22 protein-coding genes and 1 pseudogene are annotated in these 24,191 nt (G+C 72.9%); 12 read left to right on the top strand and 11 right to left on the bottom strand.

All coding sequences use genetic code 11. From position 1 onward, the window contains the following. Window positions 1-202 precede the first annotated feature (202 nt). A complete protein-coding gene (locus tag ACFWJX_RS09665; RefSeq protein WP_383239372.1) occupies window positions 203-2,269 on the bottom strand; it encodes a SpoIIE family protein phosphatase in 2,067 nt (688 codons plus the stop codon). A gap of 202 nt (window positions 2,270-2,471) precedes the next feature. Here ACFWJX_RS09665 and ACFWJX_RS09660 point away from each other — a divergent pair, with 202 nt between their 5' ends. Then, complete coding sequence (locus ACFWJX_RS09660; RefSeq protein WP_383239370.1) at window positions 2,472-4,976, top strand: SpoIIE family protein phosphatase; 2,505 nt, start codon at window positions 2,472-2,474, stop codon at window positions 4,974-4,976. Window positions 4,977-4,995: 19 nt separating this feature from the next. Here ACFWJX_RS09660 and ACFWJX_RS09655 read toward each other — a convergent pair whose 3' ends face one another. Continuing rightward, complete coding sequence (locus tag ACFWJX_RS09655; RefSeq protein WP_383239368.1) at window positions 4,996-5,343, bottom strand: transglycosylase family protein; 348 nt, start codon at window positions 5,341-5,343, stop codon at window positions 4,996-4,998. Between the two features lie 137 nt (window positions 5,344-5,480). Beyond that, a complete protein-coding gene (locus ACFWJX_RS09650) occupies window positions 5,481-5,666 on the bottom strand; it encodes a hypothetical protein (RefSeq protein ID WP_383239366.1) in 186 nt (61 codons plus the stop codon). Between the two features lie 403 nt (window positions 5,667-6,069). Between ACFWJX_RS09650 and ACFWJX_RS09645 the strand changes: the two genes are divergently transcribed. After that, complete coding sequence (locus ACFWJX_RS09645; protein WP_383239363.1) at window positions 6,070-6,249, top strand: hypothetical protein; 180 nt, start codon at window positions 6,070-6,072, stop codon at window positions 6,247-6,249. A gap of 204 nt (window positions 6,250-6,453) precedes the next feature. Then, complete coding sequence (locus ACFWJX_RS09640; RefSeq protein WP_383239362.1) at window positions 6,454-6,777, top strand: alpha-amylase; 324 nt, start codon at window positions 6,454-6,456, stop codon at window positions 6,775-6,777. A gap of 19 nt (window positions 6,778-6,796) precedes the next feature. Here the strand turns inward: ACFWJX_RS09640 and ACFWJX_RS09635 are convergent, their stop codons facing one another. Next, window positions 6,797-7,093, bottom strand: a complete 297-nt coding sequence (locus tag ACFWJX_RS09635; RefSeq protein ID WP_383239359.1) for a hypothetical protein — start codon at window positions 7,091-7,093, stop codon at window positions 6,797-6,799. Between the two features lie 165 nt (window positions 7,094-7,258). Between ACFWJX_RS09635 and ACFWJX_RS09630 the strand changes: the two genes are divergently transcribed. The 8 genes from ACFWJX_RS09630 (at window position 7,259) to ACFWJX_RS09595 (ending at window position 15,279) form a co-directional block, all read left to right on the top strand. Beyond that, a complete protein-coding gene (locus tag ACFWJX_RS09630; protein ID WP_383239356.1) occupies window positions 7,259-7,444 on the top strand; it encodes a hypothetical protein in 186 nt (61 codons plus the stop codon). A 78-nt stretch (window positions 7,445-7,522) separates the two neighbouring features. Continuing rightward, on the top strand, window positions 7,523-7,843 hold the full coding sequence (locus ACFWJX_RS09625; RefSeq protein ID WP_383239354.1) for a DUF2795 domain-containing protein: 321 nt from the start codon (window positions 7,523-7,525) through the stop codon (window positions 7,841-7,843). Window positions 7,844-8,141: 298 nt separating this feature from the next. Beyond that, entirely contained in the window at window positions 8,142-10,406 is a 2,265-nt protein-coding gene (locus ACFWJX_RS09620) for a catalase (protein WP_383239351.1), read from the top strand. 100 nt (window positions 10,407-10,506) lie between these two features. Beyond that, the gene (locus tag ACFWJX_RS09615) at window positions 10,507-10,974 is read left to right on the top strand and encodes an MSMEG_6728 family protein (protein ID WP_383239349.1); all 468 of its coding nucleotides are present in this window, start codon (window positions 10,507-10,509) and stop codon (window positions 10,972-10,974) included. 846 nt (window positions 10,975-11,820) lie between these two features. After that, on the top strand, window positions 11,821-11,967 hold the full coding sequence (locus ACFWJX_RS09610) for a hypothetical protein (RefSeq protein WP_383239346.1): 147 nt from the start codon (window positions 11,821-11,823) through the stop codon (window positions 11,965-11,967). A gap of 89 nt (window positions 11,968-12,056) precedes the next feature. Beyond that, a complete protein-coding gene (gene htpG / locus ACFWJX_RS09605) occupies window positions 12,057-13,970 on the top strand; it encodes a molecular chaperone HtpG (RefSeq protein ID WP_383239343.1) in 1,914 nt (637 codons plus the stop codon). A gap of 150 nt (window positions 13,971-14,120) precedes the next feature. Continuing rightward, the gene (locus ACFWJX_RS09600; protein ID WP_383239340.1) at window positions 14,121-14,492 is read left to right on the top strand and encodes a hypothetical protein; all 372 of its coding nucleotides are present in this window, start codon (window positions 14,121-14,123) and stop codon (window positions 14,490-14,492) included. 106 nt (window positions 14,493-14,598) lie between these two features. Continuing rightward, on the top strand, window positions 14,599-15,279 hold the full coding sequence (locus tag ACFWJX_RS09595; RefSeq protein ID WP_383239338.1) for a PASTA domain-containing protein: 681 nt from the start codon (window positions 14,599-14,601) through the stop codon (window positions 15,277-15,279). 38 nt (window positions 15,280-15,317) lie between these two features. On the opposite strand, the gene ACFWJX_RS09590 is transcribed toward ACFWJX_RS09595, so the two are convergent. The 6 genes and pseudogenes from ACFWJX_RS09590 to ACFWJX_RS09565 all read right to left on the bottom strand — a co-directional run bounded on the left by ACFWJX_RS09590 (window position 15,318) and on the right by ACFWJX_RS09565 (window position 21,744). Further along, window positions 15,318-16,205 (bottom strand): oxygenase MpaB family protein, encoded by an 888-nt coding sequence (locus tag ACFWJX_RS09590; protein WP_383239336.1) that lies wholly within the window; start codon window positions 16,203-16,205, stop codon window positions 15,318-15,320. 82 nt (window positions 16,206-16,287) lie between these two features. Continuing rightward, entirely contained in the window at window positions 16,288-16,953 is a 666-nt protein-coding gene (locus ACFWJX_RS09585; RefSeq protein WP_383239333.1) for a hypothetical protein, read from the bottom strand. Continuing rightward, window positions 16,950-18,599, bottom strand: coding sequence for a serine/threonine-protein kinase (locus ACFWJX_RS09580; protein WP_383239331.1), 1,650 nt, complete (start codon window positions 18,597-18,599; stop codon window positions 16,950-16,952). Before ACFWJX_RS09580 ends, ACFWJX_RS09585 begins: the two co-directional genes overlap by 4 nt. A 108-nt stretch (window positions 18,600-18,707) precedes the next feature. Then, window positions 18,708-19,855: pseudogene (locus ACFWJX_RS09575) on the bottom strand (serine hydrolase domain-containing protein). Window positions 19,856-19,942: 87 nt separating this feature from the next. Then, entirely contained in the window at window positions 19,943-21,157 is a 1,215-nt protein-coding gene (locus tag ACFWJX_RS09570; RefSeq protein WP_383239328.1) for an MFS transporter, read from the bottom strand. Then, on the bottom strand, window positions 21,154-21,744 hold the full coding sequence (locus ACFWJX_RS09565) for a helix-turn-helix domain-containing protein (RefSeq protein ID WP_383239325.1): 591 nt from the start codon (window positions 21,742-21,744) through the stop codon (window positions 21,154-21,156). The genes ACFWJX_RS09570 and ACFWJX_RS09565 overlap by 4 nt, the downstream gene beginning before the upstream one ends. On the opposite strand from ACFWJX_RS09565, the gene ACFWJX_RS09560 reads away from it, so the two are divergent. Next, entirely contained in the window at window positions 21,743-22,273 is a 531-nt protein-coding gene (locus tag ACFWJX_RS09560; protein WP_383239322.1) for a GNAT family N-acetyltransferase, read from the top strand. The genes ACFWJX_RS09565 and ACFWJX_RS09560 overlap by 2 nt on opposite strands. A gap of 93 nt (window positions 22,274-22,366) precedes the next feature. On the opposite strand, the gene ACFWJX_RS09555 is transcribed toward ACFWJX_RS09560, so the two are convergent. Beyond that, window positions 22,367-23,533, bottom strand: coding sequence for a S1 family peptidase (locus ACFWJX_RS09555; RefSeq protein WP_383239319.1), 1,167 nt, complete (start codon window positions 23,531-23,533; stop codon window positions 22,367-22,369). Window positions 23,534-24,191: the final 658 nt, after the last annotated feature.

Raw genomic sequence — 24,191 nt, 5'->3', positions numbered from 1 at the left:
TCTCCTCTGGTTCTGGTACCGGATGGCTTCCACTGTCGAGTTGACCGCATCGGGCGAAATGATGCAAAAATCCCATAAGTTCTGAAAGTAACTTTTTCAATATCTCGGTCCCTCAGGTGACGGGTGGTCGAGCACTGCAGAGGCCTACCCGCCTGTCATATGCCTCCGCATGGCACGAGGAGGCTGCCTGACCATGCCTCAGCTAGACGGTCCGGGCGACGAGAAGGGCGACATCGTCGTGGTCCTCGGGGTGGCGCAGCCCGTACAGGAGGAGGTCGCAGATCTCCTCCAGGGGCCGGTGCGGCTCGTCGAGGAAGGAGAGCAGCACGTTCAGGCGGTCGTCTATGGAGTGGTGGCGGGTTTCCACCAGGCCGTCCGTGTAGAGGACCAGCAGATCGCCGGGGACCAGATCGGCCGTGGTGGTCTCGAAGGCGACGCCGCCGACGCCGAGCGGGGCCCCGGTGGGCAGGTCGAGCAGCCTGGGCTCGTGACCGGGGCCGGCCAGTGCGGGCGGCATGTGGCCGGCGTTGGCGATCCGGCACCGGCGCGTACGGGGGTCGTAGACGGCGTAGAGGCAGGTGACGATGTAGTGCTCCAGGCCGCGGGTGATCTTGTCGAGGTGCTGGAGCACGGAGCCGGGGTCGAGTTCGAGGTCCGCGTAGGCGCAGGTGGCGGTGCGCAGCCGGCCCATGGTGGCGGCGGCGTCGATGCCGTTGCCCATGACGTCGCCCACGACCAGGGCGGTCTTCTCGTCGGTGAGCGGGATGACGTCGTACCAGTCGCCGCCCACCTCGCTGGTCGCCTGGGCGGGCTGGTAGCGGGAGGCCAGCTCCAGCCCGGTGTGCCGGGGCGGATGGTCGGGCAGCAGGCTGCGCTGGAGCGTGAGGGAGGTGTTGCGCACGCTCTGGAACCAGCGCGCGTTGTCGATGGCCACGGCGGCACGTCCGGCCAGCTCACCGGCGAGGATGACGTCGTCGTCGTCGAACGGGAGCGGATTGCGGGTCCGCTTCAGATCGAGGGCGCCCAGCACCTCGCCGTGGGCGATCAGCGGCACGGCGAGATAGGAGTGCACGCCGGCGCGGGCGAGGAGCGCGGAGGCCTCGGGGCTGCGGGCGATGCGCGCCAGATCGCGCTCGCCGACATGGCGTACGAGGACCGGCCGGCCGCTGTGCACGCACAAGGTGACCAGACGGTCGCCCTCGTAGGCCGTGAGGTCGCCGGGAGGGTCGGCGGCGCGCTCCGCCACGGTCGGATGGGCGGCCTTGAGGGCGAGGGCGCGGAAGAGTTCCGGACCGTTGTCCGGACGGCGTCTGCGGCGGCAGGCGAGGGCCGAGTCGAGGATGTCGACGGCGACCACGTCGGCGAGCTGCGGGACCGCGATCTCCGCGAGCTCCCGGGCGGTCTGCTCCACCTCCAGCGTGGTGCCGACGCGCGTGGAGGCGTCGGCGATCAGGGCCAGGCGCCTGCGGGCCCGGTCGGCCTCGGCGGCCGCACGGTGGCGTTCGGTGACGTCGACGAGGGAGATGGCCGCGCCGAGGACCCTGCCGCCCGGGTCCTCCAGCCGGTAGAAGGCCAGCGACCAGGCGTGCTCGTGGTCCGGGTCGGCCGGGGGCCGGCCGACATGGAACTGGTCGAGCAGCGGGGTGCCGGTGGCGATCACCTGGCGCAGCGCGGACTCGATGGTGTCGATGTCGGGCAGGGGCAGGGCCTCCCGCAGACGACGGCCGACGTGATCCTCGGCGGGCATGCCGTCGATACGCTCCAGTGCCGGGTTGACCAGGAGATACCGCAGGTCGGTGTCGACGAGGGCGAGACCGATCGGGGACTGGCTGATGAGCCGCTCGCACAGCGCGAGGTCCGTCTCGACGCGCTGGAGGAGCTGGTGGTCGGCCACGATGCCCAGGGCGTAGACGTCCCCCAGATCGTCCTGGAGCCGGATGTTGCGGAACTCCACCAGGCGGCTGGTGCCGTCCTTGTGCCGGACGGGGAACGCGCCCGCCCAGCCGCGGCCGGTCTCCAGCACCTCCGCGAACAGGCGTACGACGGCCTTCAGGTGCTCGGGGTCGATGAACAGCCGTGCCGCGTACGCGCCCAGGGCCTCCGCCGCGGTGTAGCCGAAGAGTTCCTCGGCCTGCGGCGTCCAGAAGACGATGCGTCCTTCGGCGTCGAGCACCACCGCGGCCACACTCAGCATGTCCAGCAGGCCGGTGGTGCGGGGCGGCCCGGGACCGTACGGGTCGCTGTCGGACCGGAAGGATTCGGTCGTCATCCCTGAACCTCCTCCACCGGTCGGCGGAACGGGGCGGCCACGGTCGGTACCGCCGCACGCCCGGACCGCGGGCACCGGCACCTCCATGCTCCCTCCGCGCGGCAGATCCCGGAAACGGAGCCGTCGTCGGCGGCCGGAGGCGGCCGGTGCCGTGCGCATCGGACGGACTAGCAGGACCATGGTCGTGAAGAGGATGGCAGCCATGGAATCTGCTCGAGGCACCCCCGACGGGCCGACGCCCGGCGAACCCGGCGAACCCGGCGGAGCGCGTCCCGGCGAACCCGACGACCTTCTCGACGCGTCCACCGACGCGGCGGCCGTCGTCACCGCCGGAGGCATCGTCGTGGGCTGGACCCGGGGCGCGGAAGCACTGCTCGGCCGCCCGGCCGGCGAGGTCGTCGGCGGTCCCGCCGCGCGTCTGGTGGCGATGCCCGCGGACCCCGCGCGGGTGGCCGGCGTCGCCGAGCGCTGCCGCGCCGGAATGGGGTGGAACGGACGCATCTCCGTACGCCACCGCGACGGCCGGGCCATGGACGTCGATCTGCGGGTCTCGGCCTCCTTCCGCATCGGCCACGACGAGTGCTTCCTGCTCTCGGCACGCGAACAGCGCCAGCGGTGGACCGTCGGCCAGTCCGTCCTCGACGGGTTCCTGACCCGCTCACCGATCGGCATGGCGGTGATGGACCTGGACCTGCGCTATGTGTGGCTGAACGACACGTTGGAGCGCCTCGGCGGAGTGCCCCGCGAACAGCGCCTGGGACGCCGGCTGAGCGAGCTGCTCCCCGGCATCCAGGCGGAGACCCTCGAAGGCCTGATGCGCAAGGTCCTGGACACGGGCAACCCGGTCACCGACTACGAGTACGTGGGATGGAGCTGGGCCGACCCGCACCGGCAGCACGCCTACTCGACCTCCTTCTTCCCCCTGGTCGACGTCGGCGACGCCGTCACCGGGGTCTGCTACATGGTCCTGGACGTCACCGAACGGTGGAACGCGCGCCGGCTGCTGTCGATGGTCAACGAGGCCGGAGCCAGCGTCGGCACCACCCTGGACGTGGTGCGGACGGCCCAGGAACTCGCCGACTTCGCCGTCCCCCGCCTCGCGGACTTCGTCATCGTCGACCTCCTCGAGCCGGTCCTCAGCACCGACGGACACGGAGCGTGGCTGACCGACGCGGGCCCGGCGCCCGCCAGACCGGTGATGCGCCGCGCCGCGCTGAGGTCGGTGCGGGAGGGCTGCCCGGAGGCCGTGGCGCGGATCGGCGACCGCGTGGGCTTCCTCCCGCCGCCGCACGGCATGAGCCTGCTGATCGGAGGGGAACCGATCCTCATCCCGGTCCTCGATCCCTCCGACGATCTGTGGGTGGCCGAGGAGCCCGCGCGGGCGCAGCGGATCCGGGAGTTCGGCCTGCACTCGCTGATCTCGGTGCCGATGCGGGCCCGGAACACCGCCCTGGGACTCACCACGTTCGTCCGCTCGCTCAACCCCGTCTCCTTCCACCCCGACGACGTGCTGCTGGCCCGCGAACTCGTCGCACGGGCGGCCCTGTGCGTCGACAACGCGCGCCGCTACACCCGCGAACACACTGCCGCGGTCACCTTGCAGCGCAGCCTGCTGCCCGACGTACTCACCGGCGGTCCGGCGCTGGAGGTCGCCTCCAGCTACCTGCCGGCCGACCCGACGGACGGCGTGGGCGGCGACTGGTTCGACGTCATACCCCTGTCCGGTGCCCGGGTGGGCCTGGTGGTCGGGGACGTGGTGGGGCACGGCATCACCGCCGCGGCGACGATGGGCCGGCTGCGCACCGCCGTACAGACCCTCGCCGACATGGAGATGCCCCCCGACGAACTCCTGGCGCACCTGGACGACCTCGTGCTCCGGCTGAGCGCGGAGGGCGGCGACGACGAGGCGGCCCGCACGACCGCGGCCACCTTCCTCGGCGCGACCTGTCTCTACGCCGTCTACGATCCCGTCACCCGTCGCTGCTCGATCGCGCGGGCCGGGCACCCGCCCCCCGTCGTCGTCTCGCCCGACGGGGAGGTCACCTTCCCGGAGGTACCGGCGGGGCCCCCGCTCGGGCTCGGCGGCATGGGCTTCGAGACCACCGAGATCGAACTCGCCGAGAACAGCCTCCTGGGCCTGTACACCGACGGCCTCATCGAGGGGGCCGACCGCGACATGGAACGGGGCATGGCCCGCCTCGGCGAACTGCTGGCCCATCCCGAGGCCGATCTCCCCACCCTGTGCTCGTCGGCGGTGCGCAACCTCGTGCCCGTGCCCCAGCCCGACGACATCGCCCTGCTCCTGGTGCGCACCCACGCCCTGGGCGCCGACGACGTCGTCTCCTGGGAGGTGCCGGTGGACCCGGCCGCCGTCGCCGACGTACGGGCCCGCGCGACCCGACAGGTCGAGGAGTGGGGGCTGGGCGACCTCGCGATGACGACCGAACTCGTCGTGAGCGAGCTGGTCACCAACGCGATCCGGTACGCCGCCCCACCCGTGCGGCTGCGGCTGCTCCGGGACTCCCGGCTGACCTGCGAGGTCTCCGACGCCAGCAGTACGGCCCCCCGGCTGCGACACGCCCGCAGCACGGACGAGGGGGGCCGGGGCCTGTTCCTCGTCGCCCAGCTCGCCCATCGCTGGGGGGCGCGCTACACGCCCGACGGGAAGATCATCTGGGCCGAGCAGGAGATTCCGCCGCCCCCGTAGCCGGGGACGGCGGGAGGACCTACGCGCACGCCCAGGCGTTCATGCCCTGCATCGCCGCGAGCCGGCGGGCCACGGTGATCTGCTCCTTCCTGCTCGCCAGGTCGGCCCGCGGCGCGTGTCTGAGTCCGCCCGCGGCGACCCAGCTGCGCTGCGAGAACTGGAGTCCGCCGTAGTGTCCGTTGCCGGTGTTGGCCCGCCAGTTGCCGCCGGACTCACAGCGGGCGATGGCGTCCCAGTCGGCCTCCGCCGGGACGCTCGGGGCCGCCCCGGCGGCGGGGGCCATCACGGTCAGGAGGGCGGCGACGGGAAGGACGAGCCGCAGGGCCGTGCGGCCCGACCGAAGCGGTCCGCGCTCGTGACGCGGCATCACGCGTTTCTGAAGTGAAAACATGACAAGTGACACTAAGCGTATGATTTCGCTCCCGCCTGTTGTCACGTCCGTCCCTGGCCCGTTCTACGGCCTTCCGGGTGACGACCGCCGTACTGCCTCCGGGTGACGGGTCCTCAGGCGTCCCCGCCCTCACGGAGCACGAAGTGGTGATCCTCGTCGAGGTCCCGGAGCGACGGCGGGCGACCGGGGCGTCGGCCCAGCAGCTCCGAGCCGGACATCCGGACGTCCACCTGTGCGAGCGGGGCGAGGAGCCCCAAGTGGGACTCCGCCTTCCCGGGCGACGCGCGCTCCGACCTCACCGCCGTCCCCCTCGCGCCGGCGTCGGACCGAGCATGCGGTCCCGGTGACCCGCGCCGACGAGGGCGGCCGCCTGGTCACCGCGTTCGGCAAGGCCGCCCACGCCTGTCTCACCGCCCTTCCTGTCCCCGACGCCTGGGTGGCCTGCGGCCCGGTGGGCGGTCACCGCCCGGCGAAGGAGACGCCCGCCGACCGGGGGAGGGCGGCGGAGCGTCCCCCCTCGCACCCGTCTACGATGTCCAGGCCCCTGCCCGACCGGCGTGGGAGCGAGTCGGCGTCCGGTGCGCCGGTCCGACTCGGTGGACAGGGGTCGACAAGGGTGTCGACCCGCCTCGACGACCCTGCCTGTCCGCCGGCCCAACTGGCCCTGCCGTGGCCGCCGTCTGCCGAAAGTGACGTCCGAACGTGTTCCAGGAAACGCCGATCTTCCATCGTCTCGTCGCCGAGCGGGGCGACATCCCCACCCAGGTGCGGGGCGAGGCCGAGCGGATCCAGCGCGATCTCGCCTCCGTCATCCCGTCCCCGTCCACCGCCGGCAACCTGCCCGCACAGCACTTCCTCGCCATGCGAGGCCGCCACGAGTGAACCGCCTTCCCGGTCTCAACACCGGGTCGGCCGACAGGACTTGCAGACCTCGCCCCCGCGGTGAGCAGCCGCTTTGCTTCACGGTTGGACGACGTCTGAAAATGCCTTCATCTCTTTGCGCAAGAGGTGAGGAGTCGTGAGGATGGCGCGCCAGAGCGCCCCACCGCCATCCATCCGTACACCCTCACCTCTTGGGGAAGAGTCATGCCGCATCTCCTTGCGCACGCCGCGGTCACCGCCGCCGCCACCCTGACCGCCCTGCTGACGAGCCCCGTGGCCTCCCACGCCGCGGACGACGGCCCGCCCGGGGCCCTCGCGCCCGACTGCGTTCACCACTACGCCGACCGTCGCCACACCACCGTCGTCAACGACTGCGACACCCCCGTGAGCGTGACCGTCGCGTACAGCAACGGCCAGTGGGCCCCGTGCCGCACCCTGGCCCCGCGCGACGTGGCCACCTTCGCCGGATACGGCTTCGACGGGAACCGGGTCATCGGCCTCAGCGCCTGTCTCCCCGGGGCCGCCTGACGGCGTCCGGCCGCCGTGATCAGCCCGTGGTCCGCTCCGGCGCCCGGCCCTGCTCCCGGCGTCGGAGCCTGTCGAGGGCGAGGCCGAGCAGCGCCGTGCCCACGCTGATCACGGCCAGCCGGACCGTCCACTCGCCCACGGTCCCGAGGCCGGCGTCGGCCAGCACGGGCAGCCGCAGCAGCGCGCCGCCGATCGGATGGGCGGCCAGGCAGACCAGCAGGACCATCCAGAACGGCGGCTCGCGGCGGACGCTCAGCGTCGAGGTGACGAGGATGACGACGGCGCCGAGGGCGATGACAAGCGGTGTGGACATCATGTGCACCAGCCTTCCGCCGGACTCCCGCGCAGGCGTCGGCCGCCGGGACGAAAGGGCCCTCTGTCCCAGGGTGGAGCGCAACCTGCCGGCGTCGGCGTGTGTGCGTCGCGGGCATCGGGTACTCGGCCCGCGATCTGTTCGACCTGCGCGGAAGGGATGGCCGTGATGACGGTGCCGGAGGAGAACCGGAAGAAGACCGACACGACCGACGAAGTGATCGGCGAGGGCGCCGACACCGAGGCTTCCTCCCAGCCGGGTGCGGCGACGGGCCGCACCATGCGCGAGGCGATGGAAGAGGCCGGGGTCCGTTCCGAGGACTATGACGGCTCGGAGGGATCCAAGGGGTCCTAGCGTCGTGCGCCCGGTAGGACCCACCGCGGCGCCCGACGGCAGGGGCCCGGCGCCGAGCAGAGCGGAAGGAGACTCGTCATGGCGCACACCGATGTGCCGGAGGTGCTGCACTCCCTGAAGGACGTCCGCTTCCCGGCCGGGAAGGAACGGCTGGTCGAGGCCGCCCGCAGGACCGGCGCCTCGGAGGAAGTGGTCAAGGCACTGCGTGCGGTGCCGCAGGAGGAGTCCACGTCCCCGCAGAACGTGGCGCGTTCGGTCCGCACGGACCCCGACTCCGACCTCGGACACAACGCGACACAGCGTGCCGAGCAGGCACGCGAGGGCGGCAAGCAGGGCTTGTCGCAGCACCTGCGGGACGTTCCGAAGACGCCGATCCAGGAAGAGCTGGACGAGGGCTGACGGGCCTCGCCCGGTCACCCGGCTGGTGGACGAGCCCCTGCGGAGGACGCGGCCCCGTGCCAGATTGGTCCACGGAACCACCCCGTCCGTAGGCATTTGCGCGCCGTGTTCGCGCCGGGTTCCCCTGGCCGACGCCGACCCGCGGCACGAGGGAGCGGACGCGCCGCCCCTCCGGCGGTCACCGGCCGTCACGCAGCCGCCCCACAGCCGCCTCATGACCGATGAGCGACCTCGCGATGACGACCGAACTCGTCGTGAGCGAGCTGGTCACCAACGCGAGCGATGAGCGAAGGAAGCGATGAGCGAGAGCAATCCCATCAAGCGGGCGGCGGAGAAGGTCGCCGACACCCTGCGCGGCGACGGAGCGGGACCGGAGGACGGCATCCCCGGGAAGCCGGGCCCCGAGTCCCCTCCGGTCGCCGAGCCGACCCGGCCCAGGGAACCCCTCCCGCCGAAGCCGGACCAGAGCGGGCCCGACACCGTGTCCCCGACGGGACAGCCGACGGGAGCCGACCAGGCCCGCGTCGCCCAGTCCGGCAGCCATCTGACGAACGCGCAGGGAACCCGCCTCCCCGACACCGACCACTCGCTCAAGGCGGGGCCCCGCGGCCCCGTCCTCCTCCAGGACCACCACCTGCGCGAGAAGGTCATGCACTTCGACCACGAGCGCATCCCGGAGCGCGTGGTGCACGCCCGGGGCGCGGCGGCCCACGGGGTGTTCCAGAGCTACGGCACCGCGGCCTCCGTCACGAAGGCCGCCTTCCTCGCCGAGGACGAGGAGACGCCCGTCTTCGTGCGGTTCTCCACGGTGCTGGGATCGCGCGGCTCCTCCGACACCGTGCGGGACACGCGCGGATTCGCGACGAAGTTCTACACCAGCGAGGGCGTCTTCGACCTGGTCGGGAACAACATCCCCGTCTTCTTCATCCAGGACGCCATCAAGTTCCCGGACATCATCCACGCGGGCAAACCGCATCCGGACCGCGAGATCCCGCAGGCCCAGAGCGCGCACGACACGTTCTGGGACTTCGTCACCCTGCACACCGAGGCCACCCACCACACGCTGTGGAACATGTCCGACCGGGGCATCCCGCGCTCCTACCGCACGATGGAGGGCTTCGGCGTCCACACCTTCCGCCTGGTCGACGCCGACGGCGGCACCACGCTGGTGAAGTTCCACTGGAAGCCCAAGCTGGGTGTGCACTCCCTGGTGTGGGAGGAGGCACAGATCATCAACGGCGTCGACCCCGACTTCCACCGCCGGGACCTCGCCGACGCCATCGAGGCGGGCGCGTACCCCCAGTGGGAACTGGGCATCCAGACCTTCCCGGACACCCCGGAGCAGACCTTCCAGGGCATCGACCTGCTGGATCCGACCAACATCGTCCCCGAGGAACTCGCCCCCGTACGGCCGGTCGGGCTGCTGACCCTCAACCGCAACCCGTCGAACTTCTTCGCCGAGACCGAGCAGGTCGCCTTCCACGTCGGTCACCTCGTGCCGGGCGTCGACATCACCGACGACCCGCTGCTCGCCGGTCGCCTGTTCTCCTACCTCGACACCCAGATCACCCGGCTCGGCGGCCCCAACTTCCCCCAGCTGCCCATCAACCGGCCGCACGCCCCGGTCAACGACATGCTGCGCGACGGCCTGCACCAGACGGCCGTGCACCGCGGCGTCGCCCCCTATCGGCCCAACTCGCTCGACGGGGGCTGCCCGTTCACCGCCGGCGCGGACACCGGCGCCTACATCGAGACGCCGGTACGGGTTCCCGAGGCCACCAAGGTGCGGGACGCACCGGAGTCGTTCGCGGACCACTTCAGCCAGCCGCGCCGGTTCTGGCTCAGCATGAGCCCGGTCGAACGCGAGCACATCATCGGCGCCTACACCTTCGAACTCTCCAAGTGCTACGAACAGGCGGTCAGGGAACGGGCGTTGCAGGTCCTGGCCAACATCGACCCGCAGCTGTGCGCAGAGGTGGCCACCGGCCTCGGTCTGCCGGCTCCGGAGCCGACCGTGCCGCTCGCGGACGTCGAGCCCAGTCCGGCGCTGTCTCAGGTCGGCCACAGCTGGCCCACGGACGGCCGGGTCATCGGCATCGTCGCGGGCCCGGACGGCGACCTCGACGGCGTGGGCGCCGTACGCGACGCCGTCCTCCGAGGCGGCATGGTCCCCCTGGTGATCGGCCCGGTCGGCGGCACCCTCGGCTCCCTGACGGTGCAGCGCACCTACGCCAACGCGCGGTCCGTCGAGTTCGACGCGCTGCTGCTGGCCGGAACGCCCGCCGTCGGCAGCGACGCCTACGGCGCCCGCGACGCCAAGGGTCTCCCCGCCCCCGCGGACCGGGCACCCACGGACCCGCGCATCAGTCTCCTGGTGTCGGAGGCATTCCGGCACGGCAAGGCCCTCGGCGCCTGGGCGGGCGGCGAAGCCGTCCTCGGCGCGTCCGGGGTCCCCGCCGACGCACCCGGCGTGGTCGTCACCACCTCGGGCACGGCCGCCCTCGAACAGCTCACCCGCCTCCTGGGCGAACACCGCGCGTGGGACAGGTTCGCCGCGGCCTGACCGGCGGACCGGCCCAGGACGGCTCACCCCGGTCGGACATCGGCCGCAGGCTCCCGCAGCCTGCGGCCGACGGTCCCCGTTTCCCCCACCAGGGCGGCCCATGCAGACCTTCCTTCCCCACGCCGACTTCACCGCGTCCGCCGCGGCCCTGGACCAGCGGCGGCTGGGAAAGCAGCGCGTCGAGGCGCTCCAGGTGCTGCGTGGCCTGATCGTCCCCGGTTATGGCTGGCGGCATCATCCGGCGGTCCGCATGTGGGCCGGATACGAGGAGGCGCTGGTCCGTTACGGCCTGGAGGTCTGCGGGGTGTGGACCGCCGCCGGGCGCGCCGACACCTGCGCCGCCTCCCTCATGACCGACTTCGCCGGCAGCCATGGCGACACCGGTGTCCGAACGCAGCGGGAGCTGGCCGAAGCCGGTGAACTGCCGCCGTGGCTGGGCGATCCGGAGTTCCACCGCGGCCACCGGTCCGCGCTCGTGCGCAAGGACCCGGAGTTCTACGCCCGCCTCTTCCCGGACGTGCCCGACGACCTGCCCTACGTGTGGCCGGCCTCGGACCGAACGCCCTGACGTGTCGTCCGACGCGCTCGCGCATCGCCCGCACGACACGTCGTCCGCGAAATCGCGGACGGTGGTGCAGGTCGGTCGCCCCTCCGTCCCGGCCCCCGCCCGCCACCGGTGCCGCGTCCTTCGCACGGCACCCGTGTGCAACCTCCGCGCGGCGGACGAGTCTCGCTTCCCGGGGTGCCATGACGGCCCGTACGGCTGCTGCTTCCGCTGCTCGACGACACGACGCGGACCTGCGGGCCGGCGCTGTCGACGGCCTGGGCGTGCCGGCCGACGGCGGGCTGCGGCTGTGGGAGCGGCACCCGGTGGCGTGGGCGCCGACCGCCCACCTCCGCCGGAGGCGACGACGTCTGGCGCACCCGCAACGCGCTCGCCGGCCCGGCACAGGCCCTTCCCGCCGTGCGCCGCATGGCCGACCGGGCGGACTGCGGGGAGGTCCGGGCCGCCGCACCGTCCCTGCGGGACGCCGACATCCGTCCGACGGCCGTGCCCGCGAGGACCTACGGCGCTTCGTCGAGGGACTGGACCATCCGTACGAGGCCGTCCGTCACCACGCGGCACTCGGCCTCACGCGGTGGGCGGCGGCCGGAGGGGAGCTGCCGCCGGGCAGCGGCGGAGTGCGCGACCGGCTGGACCAAGGCGAATGTGCGGGGGTAGGGATCCACAGGAACCTGCTGGGAGCCTCCGACAGCTCACGACGGCTGCGCCGGGCCGCGGCGGGAGCTCCGGTGGCGCTCGGACGAGCCACGGACGCCTGAACTCGCGCGGATGGCCGCGTACCGGTCTGATCGACCCCCAGCCGGGTAGGTGGACGAGGAGCAGTGAGCGAGCCGACCGGAGGAGAGTGAGATGGCGTCCGTCATCCAGCGCATCAAGGCATTCACCAGGAGCCCGCAGGGCCGCCGCACCATGGAGCAGGTGCGCCGTGCCGCGTCCGATCCGCGCCGGCGTTCCCAGGCGCGGCGGCTGCTGGACCGGTTGCGCACCAAGCGGTAGGCGGCCGGGCACGCCGGTGACCGACTGTTCTACAGTGACTGCCGTCAGTCAGTTCCCGATGACCTGGGACGGAGAGGTAGTCGCTCATCATGCCGACCGAAACGTTTGAGTTCCGCGTAGAGGCCCGTCAGCTGTTGCAGCTGATGATCCACTCGATCTACTCGAACAAGGATGTCTTCCTGCGTGAACTCGTCTCCAACGCCTCGGACGCGTTGGACAAGCTGCGCCTGGCGGCGCTGCGCGACGACACGTTGGACGCCGACGTGTCCGACCTGCACATCGACATCGAGGCCGACGGCGAGGCCCGCACCCTGACCGTGCGGGACAACGGCATCGGCATGTCGTACGACGAGGTGGCGGAGCTGATCGGCACCATCGCCAACTCCGGCACGGCGAAGTTCCTCGAACAGCTGCGGCAGGCCGACGACGCGGCCGACGCCGAAGGCCTCATCGGGCAGTTCGGCGTCGGCTTCTACTCCAGCTTCATGGTGGCGGACGAGGTCACCCTGGTGACCCGGCGGGCCGGCGAGACGCAGGGCACGCGCTGGTCGTCGCGCGGCGAGGGCACCTACACGCTGGAGACGGCCGACGAGGCACCGCAGGGCACCACGATCACCCTGCACCTCAAGCCCGCCGACCCCGAGAACCAACTCCACGACTACACCTCGCCCTGGAAGCTCAGGGAGATCGTCAAGCGGTACTCGGACTTCATCACCTGGCCGATCCGGATGGCTCCCCAGGCCCCGGCCGGCGACGACGGCGACGGCGCCGCCGCGCGCGAACCCGAGACGCTCAACTCGATGAAGGCCCTCTGGGCGCGGTCCCGCGACGAGGTGAACGACGAGGAGTACCACGAGCTCTACAAGCACATCAGCCACGACTGGCAGGACCCCCTGGAGACGATCCGGCTCCAGGCGGAGGGCACCTTCGAGTACCAGGCGCTGCTGTTCATCCCCTCGCACGCCCCGCACGACCTCTTCACCCAGGGCTACAAGCGCGGCGTCCAGCTGTACGTCAAGCGTGTCTTCATCATGGACGACTGCGAGGCGCTCCTCCCGCCGTACCTGCGCTTCGTGAAGGGCGTCGTCGACGCCCAGGACCTCTCGCTCAACGTGTCCCGCGAGATCCTCCAGCAGGACCGCCACATCCAGATGATGCACCGGCGGCTGGCGAAGAAGGTCCTGTCCTCCGTGAAGGGCATGATGACCGCGGCCCCCGACCGGTACGCCACGTTCTGGCGGGAGTTCGGCCCGGTCCTCAAGGAAGGGCTGGTGACCGACTCCGAGAACCGCGACGCCCTCCTCGCCGTCTCGTCGTTCCCCACCACGCACGACGCCTCCGAGCCGACGACTCTCCAGCAGTACGTGGAGCGGATGAAGGACGGGCAGGACGCCGTCTACTACATGACCGGCGACTCCCGCGAGGGCATCGAGAACTCGCCGCACATGGAGGCCTTCAGGGACCGCGGCATCGAGGTCCTGCTGCTGACCGACCCGGTCGACGAGGTGTGGACCGACACGGTCGCCGAGTTCGACGGCAAGCCGCTGCGGTCCGTCGCCAAGGGCGAGATCGCCCTCGACGGCGACGGCGAGGACAAGCCCGCGGAGGACCGGGAGAAGCAGAACGAGGAGTACGCCGAACTGCTCACCTGGATGAAGGAGCAGCTCGGGGACGACATCAAGGAGGTCCGCCTGTCCTCCCGGCTCACGGTCTCCCCGGCCTGCCTGGTCTCCGACACCGACGACCTGACCCCGGCGCTGGAGAACCTCTACCGCGCGATGGGCCAGGACGTCCCACGCGCCCAGCGCATCCTCGAACTGAACCCGGACCACACGCTCGTGAAGAGCCTCAACCGCGCGCTGCGCGACCGGGTGGACCGGGCCACGCTCGCCGAGGACGCGGAACTCCTCCACGGCCTCGCGGTACTCGCCGAAGGGGGCCGGCCGAAGGAGCCCGCCCGCTTCACACAGCTCCTCGCGGAACGCCTGGAACGCGCCCTCTAGCGGGCCCGCCCGGTGAGCGGCGCCGCGCCCGGCGGCGCCGCCCACGACGGAATGTCAGCGGTGTACTGAAGAATGCGCGGAAGCGAGATCAACTCCGGGCATGACGGGGTAGGCGGTCTCGAGTCCCTGCCCCGAAAGAGGTCACCGCTGATGCCGCTCACCGCGATCAGGCCACCGGCCGCCGACGCGCCCCGCACCCCGGCCACGGCCGACGTCCTGCGCACCGTCTCGGACGCCCGCACCCCGGTCTTCGTCACCGTGCACGCCAACGGCCGCCGCAGGTACAGCTATTGGCGGCCGCTGGACTCCACCACCGGCAGAGGCGGCTGCTACGTCGCCCTCCCCACCGCCGAGTGCGACGAACTCCTGTCCGCCGGCCGCATCGCCCTCGGCGACCCCCTCACCGACCCCACGAAGACCACCTACCGAGTCCGCCCGGTACGCACCTCCCAGACCCCCGTCCGCATACCCTCCACCCCGGCCCGTCCGGCCCCGGCCCGGGACCGCATACGGGCGGCGTGAGGCGGCTCCGGCAAACGGCGCTCGCCGCCCGGAGCCCTCGACTTCACGATTCCTTCACGAGTGGTCTACCGTAACCGGTCCGTACTGGCACCACTCGGGGGATTCCATGCGCAATCGCCTTGTCCTGACTGTTCTGTTCACCGCTGCCGCCGGCTGTCTGGTCGCCTGCGATCCGGCCGATCCGGCCACCGGCTCCGCTTCGAAGGCGCCGTCCGGCGCGCCCGCTTCCAGCACGGCTCCCCCCGCCCCGGCGACCCCGACCGCGACGGCTTCCGCCTCTCCCGACGGCAAGCCGGCCGCCGACGTCGAGGCCACGGTGCCCGACTTCGTCGGCATGGGGCTCCAGGCGGCGCAGGACAAGGCCCAGGAAATCGGCTTCTACGGGCTGACCTCGCACGACTCGCTCGGCCGGGACCGGATGCAGGCCTTCGACCGAAACTGGAAGGTGTGCAGCCAGAACGTGAAGGCGGGCACCTCGGCATCCACCGACAAGACGCTCGACTTCGGCTCGGTGAAACTGGACGAGACGTGCCCGAACACCGACGAGGCGGCACCGACCGCGGCCGGCGGGAAGATGCCCGACCTCCGAGGCAGGTCCGTGAAGGCGGCTCGCGCGGCCCTCGACAGCGGCACGTCGATCACGGTGGACGACGCCTCCCCGGAGGGCCGTTGGGTGCTGATGGAGAGCAACTGGAAGGTCTGCACCCAGAATCCGTCCGCCGGGACCACCCTCAAGGGTCAGCCGGTGACGTTCACAGCGGTCAAGTTCGGCGAATCCTGCACCTGAGCCGCGCCGACGACCCGCCCGACGCGGGCACGGACACGTCAGACCGGCGGCGTGATCGCCGCGCGCCGGGCCGGCACCAGGGCCCAGCGGATCGCCGCCGTCATCGCGGTGCCGAGCGGCCGTACGCACAGGTTGTCGACCACGGCGAGCCGCGGGAGGCGCAGTTCGGCGGCGGCCCATTCCGGCAGCAGCGACACGGCGTTGGCGGCCAGCACGCCGTAGGGCAGGCGGGCGACGAGCGGGACGGGCGGGTTCAGGAGGAGGAAGCGGGCGGTGTCCAGTGCCTCGGGCGTGGCGCGCAGCTCCGGGCGGTACGCCGACAGCCGCGCCGCGAGTTCCCTGCGGGTGCGCGGCGGACCGGGTATGCCGAGGGCGACGGCGATCCGTGCCGTGTCCTCGACGTATCCGTCGCACTCGGCGTCGGACAGGGGCCGCAGTCCGTAGCGCTGGTGGGCCCGGAGGAAACTGTCGACCTCGGCGACGTGCACCCACGCGAGCAGGTGCGGGTCAGAGGCACGGTACGGCTCGCCGCTCGCGGTGACCCCACGGACGCGCTCATGGACGGCCCGGACCTGGTCGCAGGCCCGCTGGGCGTGCTCGGCGGTGCCGTAGGTCGTCGTGGCGAGGAAGGTGCTGGTGCGCTGGAGCCGGCCCCACGGGTCGCCGCGGAAACCCGAGTGGGCGGCCACGGCCGCCATGGCGAGCGGGTGCAGCGACTGGAGCAGCAGGGCGGACAGCCCGCCGACGAACATCGAGGCGTCGCCGTGCACCCGGCGGACGGGGCGCTCCGGACCGAACCAGCGAGGGCCGGGCGTGCCGTGGATGAGGGCGCGGTTGCGGGCGCCGTCCGGCCCGGCGACACGCGTGAAGAGACCCTGCCCCAGCCACCTGCGCGGGCTCGGGCCACCCGTTCCGATCGTCCTCATGGCTGCCGAGGCCTCCTTTCGGCACGACGGGAAGCGGAGGAGTGTGGCGTCCTTCCCTCCTTTGTACCCCCACCGGGCGCGATCAGGGACAGTCGTACACGAACCGGACCTCGGCCGACCGACGCTCGGGCGACAGCACCCGCAGCTCCGCCACCGCCGCGTGACGGCCCGGCCCCTCGAAGCTCCACAGCAGCTCGGTCCGCACCTGCCGCTGTCCCCGCGCGACCGTCGTGTGCCGCACGTCGGAGGAGGTGCCGTCGCTGCGCACCCACCGGTAGGAGAGCGTGCCGGGCCGGCCGTCGGTGCGGACGACTCCGACGACGCCGGCGGTCGTGTCACAGCCCAGGGTCTGCCGCGTGGCCGTCACCGAGACCTCGCGCACGCCCACCGCCGATGCCGTGTGCTGCCGCCAGAACAGGAACAGGACGGCGGCGACCAGCACGAACGCGGGCAGTGCGTGCCGTCGCGGACGGCGACGCGGTGCCGGAGGAGTCATGAGCGTGGGCGGCGTCGGACGCGGGCGCCGGGCGAGCGCCGCGGTCACGCCGGGACCGAAGCGCAGGACGGTCGCGTCGCCGGGAGCGGCCACCGTGTCGGCGACGACGGTGGGGACGGGCACGGGGTCGGGGCCGGGCCGCTGGACCCAGTGACTGGCCAGCACGGTCGCGCTGTACTCGTCGTCCCCGGCGTCGGGTCTCGCCGGGGGGACGGCATCGGGTGCGGGCGAGCCGCCGTCGGGGGTGGTCATCGGAGTTCACACCGCCGGGTCAGGAGCTGCTGGGAGGCGCCGCCGTCGGCGGATGCGGGGCCGGTGCCGACCTGGACCGTCCAGTAGCAGCCGGTGCCCCGGAACGCGTGGTCGACGGTGAACGAGTACTGCGTGGCCCCGCTGTGCCGTGTCGTCGCCGGTGTCCCGTCGCCGTCTCCCGGCTGACCTCCGGTGTCGCCCGTGAACCATCCGACGGTGACGGAGAACGGGCCGGTGCCGTCGGTCGTGACGGTGATCGTCGCTGTCGCCGTGCCGGGCCCGGTCTGCCGGAAGCCGGTCACGGCGATGTCCTTGACCGCGGGCGGGGCCGGGGGAGGAGCGGAGGTGCCGGCCGTCTCGGTGGGCGAAGCCGGCACCGTGGGCTCCCCGGTCGTCGTAGCCGTACCCGGGCCGGCCGTGGCCTCGGATGCGGAGGCCGAGGGGGCGAGGGACGCGGGTGGGGGAGCGAGGCTGCCGGACGAGGCGGTGGCGGACGGCGTGGACGTGGGGGCCGCCGACGGTGTTGCGGTGTTCGCCGAAGCCGTGCCGGTGGGCATGGCCGGCGAGGCGGTGGTCGTGGCCAGCACCTGCGCCGCCTCCCCGGAGGCCTCCACCGGGTCCTCGCCGACCCCCCGCGCCGCGAGGATCGCCACGAGTACGACGGCCACGGACACCGCGAGCCCCGGCCAGGTGGGCCGCCACGGACGCGGCCCGGCGCGGCCCGCACCCCGCGCGAACACCGTACGGGCCGTGTCCGTGGCGGTGTCCGGCACCTCCCGGGCGGTCGGAAGCAGGAACAGGAGCAGCGCGACGAGCGCGGCCAGCCGACCGCGTCCCCGCTCCTCCCAGTCACTTCCGTACGCCGCTACGGCGACCCCCTCCAGTTCCGCGACGAACGCCGCCGCGTCCGAGGGCCGGTGCTCCGGCGACTTGGCCAGCCCCCGGCCGACCAGTGAGCGGACCGCCTCGGGCACCTCCGCGACCGGGATCGTGCCCTCGACGTGTTGCAGTGCCAGTTCGGCCAGGTGGTCGCCCGCGTAGGGTCTGCGCCCCGTCAGGCACTCGAAGAAGGTGGCCGTGGCGGCGTACACGTCCCCGGCGGGTGAGGCAGGCGCGCCGGTCCACTGCTCCGGAGCCATGTAGGCGGGCGTGCCCGCGATACCGGCCCGCACACCGGCGTCGACCGCGATGCCGAAGTCGACCAGCTTGGACACGCCCTCGGGCGAGACCAGCACGTTCTCCGGCTTGTAGTCCCGGTGGACCACACCGACCCGGTGCGCGTCGGCCAGCCCGAGCAGCGAGCCCTTGAGGACGACCAGCGCCGCCTCCGGCGACAGGGGGCCCTGCCGGGCCAGCGCGGTCCGCAGGGAGACGCCGTCCACCAGTTCCATCACGATGGCGGCGCCGTTCGTCGCCTCGACGTACTCGTAGAGACCGGCCACGTGCGGGCTGCGCAGCCCGGCGAGCAGCTGCGCCTCGGCACGGAACCCGTGCACGAAGCCCGGCCGCGTCCGCAGCGACTCGCTGAGGTACTTCACCGCGACCGGCACGCCCGTCGGCTCATGGACGGCCAGCACCACCCGCCCACTCGCCCCGGACCCGAGTTCGAGCGACTCGGAGTACCCCGGTACAGCCCATGCGTTCATCGCCGTCCCCCAGCCCGCACCTCGCCCCCGGTGCCGCATCCCGGCACATCGGGCCACGCGGACGAAGACACGTTTCCGGCCGGCGCGGTTGCAGGACGGCCGTGCCCGTCACCCCTTCGCCGCCAGCCGCCAGAAGTCACGCATCAGGGCGGGCGGGGTCGGCCCGGTCATCGCCATCTGCGTGAGCAGGACGGTCACCGCGCCGTCGGCGGGGATCAGATGGGCCGACGTGCCGGAGCCGCCCACCCAGCCGTAGCGGCCGGGCACGTTCCACGGGGCGACGCGGCCGACGTCCACCGAGCCGCCGTACCCCCAGCCCTGGCCCTCCAGGAACAGTCCGCAGGAGGCGCGCTGGCCGGGGGTGAGGTGGTCGGTCGTCATCCGGCGCACGGACTCCTCCGACAGCACCCGCCGGCCGTCCGCGGTGCCTCCGGCCAGCAGCATCCGGGCGAAGGCGAGCCAGTCCAGCGCGGTGGACACCAGGCCGCCGGCGCCCGAGGGGAAGGCGGGTGGCTCGCTCCACTGCCCGTCGGCCGTGTCCACCACCTCGGGTACGCCCTCCGCACCCGGGCGGTAGAAGGTGGGCAGCCGGCCGATCCGGTCACGCGACACGGAGAACGCGGTGTCGGTCATCTTCAGCGGTTCGAGGACGCGTTCCGCCAGGAACTCCGGCAGCGGCTGCCCCGACACGCGGGCCGCCAGCACCCCCTGGATGTCGGAGGAGGTGTTGTAGAGCCAGGCCTCGCCGGGGTGGCGCACCATCGGGATGCGGGAGAGACGGGCCATCCACTCGTCGGGTGCGGGCGTGTGCCGCGGGTCCGGGCCGGACTTCTGGAGCGCCCCGAAGAGCTGCTGGACGGCCGGGAGAGAGAAGTCCTCCGGGAAGCCGTGCCCGGCCCGGAAGGTGAGCAGGTCCTCCACCGTGACGTCCCGACTCGCCGGGACCACGTCGTCGAGGGCCGCGTCCGGGGTGCGCACCACCTGCGGGGCGGCCAGCTCCGGCAGCCAGCCCTTCACCGGCTCGTCCAGCGCCAGCCGCCCCTCGTCGACCAGGGTCAGCAGGGCGGCGGCCATCACCGGCTTGGTGACCGAGGCGAGCCGGAACAGGGTGTCCTCCCGCATCGGGGAGCCGCCGCCGAACTCGACGTCCCGGCGGCCGCCGTCTCGACCCGCTTGCCCCGTGCCACCAGGGCCACCGCCCCGGGAACCGTGCCGTCGTCGACGTACTGCCGCAGGAGGTCGTACAGGCCGCTCATGGTGTTCCGCCTTCGGTCGGCCGGCCCGCCGGTGAGTGGGGCGGGTCGTGCGCAGGGGTGACCGGGCGGTCCGCCGGAACTCATCGGTCAGCGGTGGAACGGCGCCGGGCCGATGTCCCGCGCGGCGCCCACCGGTTCCCGCTCCCTGACGCGGGCGGCGGCGAGGCCTGCGGCGGTGAGGAGGGCGGCGAGGGCGGCGAGGATCGTGCCCCGCCAGCCGAACGCGTCGAGGAGCGGGGCCGTGGCGGCCGTGCCCAGCGCGCCGACGGCGAAGTAGAGCACGAGGTAGACGCCGGTGAGACTGCCGGAGCGGTCGGGGTCGATGGCGACGACGACGCTCTGGTTGGCGGCCTGCGCGGCGAAGCAGCCCGCGTCGAACAGGGCCAGCCCCAGCACGGTCGGGGCCGGGTGCGGGAAACCGGCGGCCAGGACCGCCGTGCCGAGCGCGGCGACCCCCATGGCCCCGACGGCCACCCGGCCGGGCGTGTACCGGTCGACCAGCCGGCCGGTGAACGGCAGCGCGGCGAATCCGAGGAGCCCGGCCAGGCTGTACAGGCCGATGGCGGTGGCGTCGAGCGAGTACGGCGGACGCGCCAGCGTCAGCGAGAGGGCCACCCAGACGACGTTGAAGGCGAAGTACCACAGGCCGCCCGTGACCACCGCGCGGCGCAGCGGGCGGTGCCGGCGCAGCAGCGGCGCCAGTGCCGCGAGCGCGGCGGAATAACCGCCCTGCGAGCGTGGGCGTTCGCGCGGCAGCAGCTGACCGGTGGCGAACGCGCCGAGCAGGGCGAGCCCGGCGAAGACGAGCAGCATGCGGCGCCAGCCGAGGAGGTCGGCCAGGCTCCCTCCGACCCAGCGGCTCAGCAGGATTCCGGCCGACAGGCCGGTGGCGACCGTGGCCATGGCGGTGCCGCGCCGACCGGGCGCGGCGTACCGGCCCGCGATGGCCCCGGCCTGCGCCGCCACCCCCGCCATCGCGCCGATGAGCAGACAGGCGGTCAGCAGCACCGGCGCGTTGGGCGCGGCGGCGGCCAGCGTGAGCGCGGCGGCCAGGACGCACAGCTGCACGCCGACCAGCCGGTGCGGGGCGACCCGGTCGGTCAGGGGCAGCAGCAGGGCGAACCCCGCCGTGCAGCCGACGAGGGTGGCCGTCGGGATCAGCCCCGTCGTGGTCGCGGACAGTCCCAGGTCGTCGGCCACGTCGGTGAGGGCGGGCTGGAGGGCGTAGTTGTTGGCGATCGCCGTCGCCGCGGTGCCCGCGAGCAGCAGCGTGCCGTACCGGGGGAGGGCCGGGCCGCTCACGGCCGGTCGGCCTGGGCGCGGATGACCACGTACCGGCATTCGGCGCCGTCGTCGTTGGCGAAGGTGCAGGGCGCGGGCTCGCCGAGTTCCACCGTGTCCCCGGGGCCGAGGTCATGGACGGTGGCCCCCTCGTGGAAGGTCAGCCGTCCGTCGAGCACCCATACGACCTGGCGGGCGAACGCGAAGGACGCCGCCGGGTACGACACCTGCGCCCCGGCGGGCAGCCGGATCTCCGCCGTCTCCACGGGGAAGCGCGGTCCGGTGATCTGACGGCGCCGGTAGCCGGTGTCCGGGTCGCGCCACTCGGTCGCGTCGTCGTGCCGGCGCACACCGCCCGCACCGTCGGGCCCGTGCGCCTCGCCCTCGGCGAGCGCCAGCAGCGAGGAGACACTGAGCCGGAACGCGGCGGACAGCTTGCCGAGCACGACGGCCGTGGGGCTGCTCTCGCCCCGCTCGATCCGGTGGATCATGGCTCGGGAGACCCCGGAGGCCTCGGCCAGCTGGTTGAGGGTCCAGCCGCGCCGCTCGCGCTCGCTGCGGACGCGGACGGCGATCCGCTCCACCAGGGGATCTACTATGTTGGACATGGTGACAATATATGAGAAGCGCGAGGTGGTGCGGGTCCGTCCGGCGACGACGGCCGACGGCGAGGCGATCCGCGTCATCCGCAACCACGCCGTCGCCACCTCGACGGCCCTGTGGACCGACACCCGGCAGTCACCGGCCGACGCCGCCGCCTGGCTCGCCGTACACCTCGCACGGGGCTCGGCCCTCGTCGCGGAGGCCGGCGGTGAGGGCGGCGAGGTCGTCGGGTTCGCGGTCTACGGCCCGTGGCGCGACCTCGACGGCTACCGCCACACCGTGGAGAACTCCGTCTACGTCCGTGAAGGCAGCCAGGGTCTGGGCATCGGCCGCGCACTGCTGGGCGCCCTCGTCGAGGCGGCGCGCGCGGCCGGGCACCACAGCATGATCGCCGGTATCGAGTCGGGGAACGCCACGTCGATCCGGCTGCACCGGCGGTTCGGGTTCACGGAGGTGGGCACGGTGCGCGAGGCGGGACTGAAGTTCGGCCGGTGGTTCGACCTCACGCTCATGCGGCTGGCACTGGAGAACTGACCGCGCGGCGATCGGGGCGGGCGTCGTGGTGCCGCCGCACGGACCCGGAGGCCTGGCCCGGCTGTCGGCCGAGGCTCCCGGGTCCGCCGCGGATCAGGCCGTGTGCAGGGTCAGCCCGTAGCGGTTGAGGATCTCGTTGACCGGCTGGAACCAGGTCTGCCCGCCGCCGGCGCAGTTGCCCCAGCCGCCCGAGGTGACACCTTGCGCCTGGTCACCGCTGAGGAACGAGCCACCCGAGTCGCCGGGCTCGGCGCACACGCTGGTCTTCGTCATCTGGTGCACCGCGCCCTGGCTGTAGTTCACCGTCTCGTTCTTGGCGAGCACGCTGCCGCAGTGCCAGTGCGTCGTGGAGCCCGACCGGCAGATCGAACTGCCGACCGGCGCCTCGGCCGAGCCGCGCACGAGCTGATCGGGAATCGTCCCCCAGCCGAGCACGACGGGTACGGTCCACCAGCCGCTGCCCACGTTCACCCAGGCGTAGTCGTTGTCGGGGAACGACGAGCCCTGGAACGTGCCGATGTAGGAGCGGTCCCAGCCGCTGACACCGGCGCCCGCCCGGCCGCAGTGCCCCGCGGTGACGAAGCCGCCGTGCACCGAGAAGCCTATGGAGCAGCGGACGTTGCCGGTGTAGTACGGGTCACCGCCGACCGTGCCCGCCGCGAAGGTCCGCGGCGCGGCGGCGACCGTCTCGACGCTGACGGGACCGGCCTCGCGAGCCCGGGACACGAACCGGCGGACATCGTTGTCGGCGGCCCTGTCCCGGACCACCTCGACCACCAGCGTGTTGGCCTCGGGATCGACATGCCAGCCGCTCACGCCCTGCGGGGCGGCCAGCCGGTCGACGCGCGCCTTGGCCGTGTCGAGTTCGCGCGCGCTGTGTTCGACGGTGCGTACGGCGGCTCCGGTGGAGCGGACCGCGCGCAGGGTCGCGGGGGAGGCGTCGGAGGTGACGGCCACGGTCAGCCGTCCTTCCTCCGCGTCGAACCACGCGCCGCCGTAGGAGGTGCCGGCGGCCCGGCGGGCCTGTGGCTCCACCGCGGTGGCGGTGCGCTCGGCGGCGAGACGCTCCAGCGCCTGACGCTCCGACAGGCCGAGGTCGCGCCGCATCGCGGTCAGCAGTCCGGGGGAGACCGGCCCGGAGTCGGCCACGGCCGGTGCGGGAGAGTCCTTCGCCGCCGCGGGCAGGACGGAGCCGGTGGTCCAGCTGCCGGCCATGAGCAGGACGGCGAGTCCGGCGAACTTGAGTCTGCGGTGTCTCACGGGAGTTGCCCCTTCGTCGTTCCGACAAGGTGGGGGTGGAACAACCGCGTGTTGAGAGCGCTCTCGTACGGATGGGTCGAGAGTAGCCATCACCTGTAGACAGGTCCATGCCAATGACGCGACTTTACTCCCCGGGACTCTCCCGGTGCGCGGACGCCTCGGCGCACGCGGGGCAGGCGTGCGCCGAGGCGCTGGGGCGGGGTGCTGGGTCGGGGTGCCGGTCGGGGTGCTGGGTCGGGATGTCCGGGGTGACGGGCCCGGGGCGGTGCGTCAGCGGCTGCGGATGGCGCTGGTGGCGAAGAATCCGGTGGCGGCGGCGGTGATCAGGGCGCAGACGGCGAGGAGGATCGTACGTCGCATCGAAGTGCCTTTCCCGAGGGTGATGGTTGGGTTCTGCACAACGCAGGACGGCCCCGAGCCGCTTCGCCGCCCGGCCGATGCCACCCGTACGGACGCGCCCAGTGGGGCGTGCGATGGTCACGCCGCCTCGGGGGCCACCGCGCAACACCGCGATTTCGGCCGACCTGGTTCGGGATGCGGCCCTCGACGTGGCTGCGGGCCGCTTCCGCCGCCGTCTCTGGCCGGACCGGCGCACAGACGTCGTGCGAGGGGGAGGACTTGTCGTGCCGACCATCGATGTGGCGGTGCTGCCTCGCGG

It is taken from the genome of Streptomyces sp. NPDC058335 (assembly GCF_042723915.1).
In the GTDB taxonomy this organism is placed as follows: domain Bacteria; phylum Actinomycetota; class Actinomycetes; order Streptomycetales; family Streptomycetaceae; genus Streptomyces.
Note: the sequence above shows the minus strand (reverse complement) of the source record. Positions and strands in the feature narration are given on the sequence as shown.